We start from the raw sequence: 4,130 nt of genomic DNA, 5'->3' as shown, positions 1-4,130 counted from the left end.
TGGTTGAGACGGGCGTTCTGAGTTCCAGTACTGATGGTGGTAACTCAGTCCCTGGGCAGACCAGTTCCCATTCGAACGTTTCGAATATTAGCCTGCTGGACGGACTCGTGCAGGTGACGGCTGTTTCATCAACGGCAATTGCGCAGTTCAACACGACCACGGGTATTGGTTCCTTTTCTGGTGACTCCGTGATCACTGGACTGACCATCGGTGGAAATGCCGTCACACTCACGGGCCCCAATCAGACTGTGTCGATCGAACTACTCGGCGTGACGATCGCTTCGCTCACCATTAACGAGCAGATCTCCAGCATCAGTCCCGATGGTCAGAACGTCAGCATGACCGTCAATGCTCTTCACCTGCAGGTTCTGGGCATTCCCGGAGTCCTTTCTGTCGCTGATGTCATCATCGGTCAATCCAAAGCCGGTGTCATTCAGCACGTTCCCGAACCAAGCAGTTTCGCCATGGTTCTGGGTGCATTTGCTGTCGGTGGCGGATGGAAATTCGCCCGTCGCAAGAAAGCAGACAGCACCGACGCGGAAGCCACCGTGTAACCCTTCGCGGTTCTGATCGCACCTGATCGACACACAAGAATGCCCGTACTTTGCTTGACAGCCAGGTACGGGCGTTTTGTTTTTTATCGAGGTAGAAAAGGGCTCCCGAAGCGAAGGCCCAACACTTTCAACAACCCTGTACATCGAACGCTCCTGTCACTCTCCGGATCCCGCACGACTTCTTCCCCGGTCGCCCCTGCTTCGATTACAATCCTGCGGCCCTCTCTCCGTTGCGGCTGCAAAGTCAGATCCCAGGAGTGAGGTTCCCGACAAACCTGTTCTCACCTCAGATTCGGTGTGGCGGAGACCGCTCCAGAAGGCCTCTGATTCTAACCCATTTCCCCATCAAGCGGCTCTCCCTCTGTGTGCATGATGCCTGTTCGACGGATCGCTCTCATCTTCGAATTCAACACGTTGAATGGGGGCGAGAGATCGATGCTGGCGGCACTGGACTGGTTGAAGACTCATCGGCCGGATCTCGAATTCCATGCACTCGGCCCATCAACGGGTCGCCTGGCTGAAGCACTGCGAAGTCGCTTCATCCCGCTGCATCACTGGTCGGTCCGCGATCCGGCAGGGAACCGGCTGACTGCGGATCGAATCTTGTCAGAACTCCTAAACGGACTTGGCAAAATCAAGCCCGATCTCGTCCATGCCAACTCTCTCTCCATGAGCCGCCTGCTGGGCCCCCTCCGCAGTCGGCTTGAGGTTCCGACGACGGGCCACCTGCGCGACATTATCAAACTGAGCAGGGGGGCGATTGACGATCTGAATCTCAACGACCGACTCATCGCCGTCTCGCATGCGACACGAAACTTTCATGTCCAGCAGGGACTCCGAGAACAACTCGTCAACGTTGTTCACAACGGGATTGACTGTGGATCGGAAACGAAAGTGAGGGAGAAACGCTGGCTGCTGGACGAACTTCAGCTCTCTCCCGCAGAGCAGTCCCGGTGTGAAGAACGGATACGACAGAACACCCTCCGTTGCTCGATGCCGCCCACCCCCGACGCGCGCATCCTGTCGACCGAACCACTCCTGATTACCTGTATTGGACAGATTGGATTAAGAAAGGGATTGGACGTCCTCGCTGCTGCGGCGCTTCGTATCATCCAGAAGAGACCGGACGTTCATTTCCTGATGATCGGAGAACGAACATCGCAAAAAGCCGAAAGCGTTCAATTCGAAAATTTGCTGCGGCAACGGATCGCCGAGGATGGGGTCAGTTCCCACTTCCACTGGCTCGGCCACCGCGATGATGTCCCCCGCATTCTTCGTGCAGTCGATCTCCTGGTGCATCCTGCCAATCAGGAACCGTTCGGCAGGGTCCTGCTGGAAGCGTCTGCAGCGGGGTTACCGATCGTCGCCACCGATGTCGGCGGCACTTCCGAGATCGTACTTGACGGTCAGACCGGGGTTCTTGTGCCACCACGTGATCCGGTCGCCCTTGCTGAAGCGGTCGCATCGATCTTGTCGAATCCCAGCGAAGCACAGCGGATGGGAGCAGCCGCGAGAGAGCGTACGGCGCAATTGTTTTCGAGTGCGTCGTCAGCTCAACATCTCGCGCAGATCTGGGACAGTGTACTCAGAATGACTCGTGGCGACCAAAACGCGTGAATTTGGCAGAAATTGCCGATTCTCAAATATCGTCTTGGTCTTTTCAGGTGCAATCTCTACCCCTCTTCTCCAAGCGGAACGGCCATGTTCAGCGGTCGTTCAAGTCTGTCCTCGCGTTCCGTCGATAGCGACAGTGCAGTCCAGGAACGACTTACGGCTTCTCACGGAATGAGAGTCCGCTTCTTCGTTCAGGACCGGCAGCAGCAGAGTCGGGTGTCTCACTGGAGGAACAGTGTAACTGGCTCACTGGCAGTGAATTGGGTTCCCCGGAAAACCAGTTTTCAGCCGTTCTGAAACTGAACATGTCCACCGCAGGAGTACTTTCCATTCGCCCTCATGCGACGAGTTGCGAAGCAGTGCACGATGCTCCCGTCGAGCATCGAACGCAGCCCGCATCGTATGCATGTTCGGATGGCCTGCTTCGACGCTGGATCTCGGTTTTCACCGCTCAAGTATTCGGATTACGGAGTTCCGTCATGGACGGCCGACTCGCAGTGTTGGGGTTTCTGGTCACTTTGATGTGGCCGGCTACGGGTTGGTCAGATCCTTTGCCCAAACCGACGCATACCAGCAAGACTCGCTTCCGCATCCCCTTCAAGATTGACTCCGCCACTCTCAATAAGATCGACGCACGTGAAATACAGTTACACGTCTCTCCCAACCAGGGGCAGACATGGGAACTGGCACAAGTCCTTCCTCCCAGCGGCGGAAAGTTTGAACACACCTGCTCGGCCGAAGGAGAGTACTGGTTCGCCGTAAAAACCGTTGATGGCCAAAACCAGCTCCATCCTCCGCGCGGAACCTACGAAACGGGACTGATCGTTGTCGTCGACACGACCAACCCCGTACTCGAACTGTCACTCCAGCAAATCGCCGCTGGAAAGGTTCAACTGCGCTGGCGTGCCAGCGACACCCACCTGGATATTAACTCGCTGCGCATCGAATACCTCACTCAGGAATCGAGCGACTGGGTGCCGCTTGATCTGGCACCTCGAGCGCGGGGCGAAACGGCCTGGGTCGTCGGCAAAACGGGAGTTGTCTCCGTTCGCGGCAGCATCGCCGACTTCGCCGGAAATGTGGCGAACGCGCGCACCCAGACCGATGTGGATGCCGCCAATCATCCTGCCACCAAAGCGCGCCCCGTTCCCCAGGGGAAGATTGCCACCAGCCCGCCCAACAACGAGCTCGCCAAGACCTTAAGCGACGAGGAGGATCTCGTTCTTGCCAGCCCTCCGTCCGCTCCTGTCGAGCAGGAAGTGGCTTCAAACCACGACGACCTGATCCCGCCATCACCGACCTCAGCCGAGCCCCCGCAGGGTTATGGTTTCAGCCGGCCACGAATGAAGGCGGTCTCGGCCCGTCCTCGAGAGCCTCTTCCTCGTTCAGCACCGTCGAACCAGGGGCCGTTTACTCCGGCAAAGTTGGGTGCCACCAACGCAACTGCGACCACGCCCATGTTCGTCTCACGAACCACCACAACAGATCCGTCTGAGAAACGGGCAGAACCGACGTCTCAAATCCATCGGCATGTGAATTCACGTCGCTTCCAGTTGGGATACAAACTGGAAGACGTCGGCCCCTCCGGAATCGACGCGATCGAACTGTTTATCACGGATGATAACGGCAAAACCTGGTGGAACTATGGCGAGGACCCCGACCTCCAAAGCCCCTTTGACGTCGAGGTTCCCGAAGATCGGGAATACGGTTTCGCCATTCGTGCCAGAAGCAAGGCAGGTCTGGCGATTGAACCGCCTGCTCCGGACGAGCCTCCCACGATTGTCGTGGGCATTGACCGCACTCCCCCTCGGGTTGAACTGTTGCCTGCGCAACAGGGGCACGCAGACAAGGCGAATCAGTTACTGCTGAAGTGGCAGATCGTCGAAGAACACCCGGCTGAGAAACCGGTCTCCATTTACTACGCCGCCAATCGCACCGGCCCGTGGGAACTCATCAGCGGAT

General features: G+C 57.4%; 3 protein-coding genes. All 3 read left to right on the top strand.

Going from position 1 to position 4,130, the window contains the following annotated elements; all coding sequences use genetic code 11:
- Window positions 1-554 (top strand): choice-of-anchor P family protein (locus VGE80_RS13530; RefSeq protein WP_440593045.1); only part of this gene is annotated, 554 nt, incomplete at its 5' end.
- A gap of 369 nt (window positions 555-923) precedes the next feature.
- Entirely contained in the window at window positions 924-2,171 is a 1,248-nt protein-coding gene (locus VGE80_RS13525) for a glycosyltransferase family 4 protein (protein WP_440593044.1), read from the top strand.
- 476 nt (window positions 2,172-2,647) lie between these two features.
- A partial coding sequence (locus tag VGE80_RS13520; RefSeq protein WP_440593043.1) for a hypothetical protein occupies window positions 2,648-4,130 on the top strand: 1,483 nt, incomplete at its 3' end.

Origin of the sequence: Schlesneria sp. (assembly GCF_036405755.1) — a bacterium.
Taxonomy (GTDB): domain Bacteria; phylum Planctomycetota; class Planctomycetia; order Planctomycetales; family Planctomycetaceae; genus Schlesneria; species Schlesneria sphaerica.
Note: the sequence above shows the minus strand (reverse complement) of the source record. Positions and strands in the feature narration are given on the sequence as shown.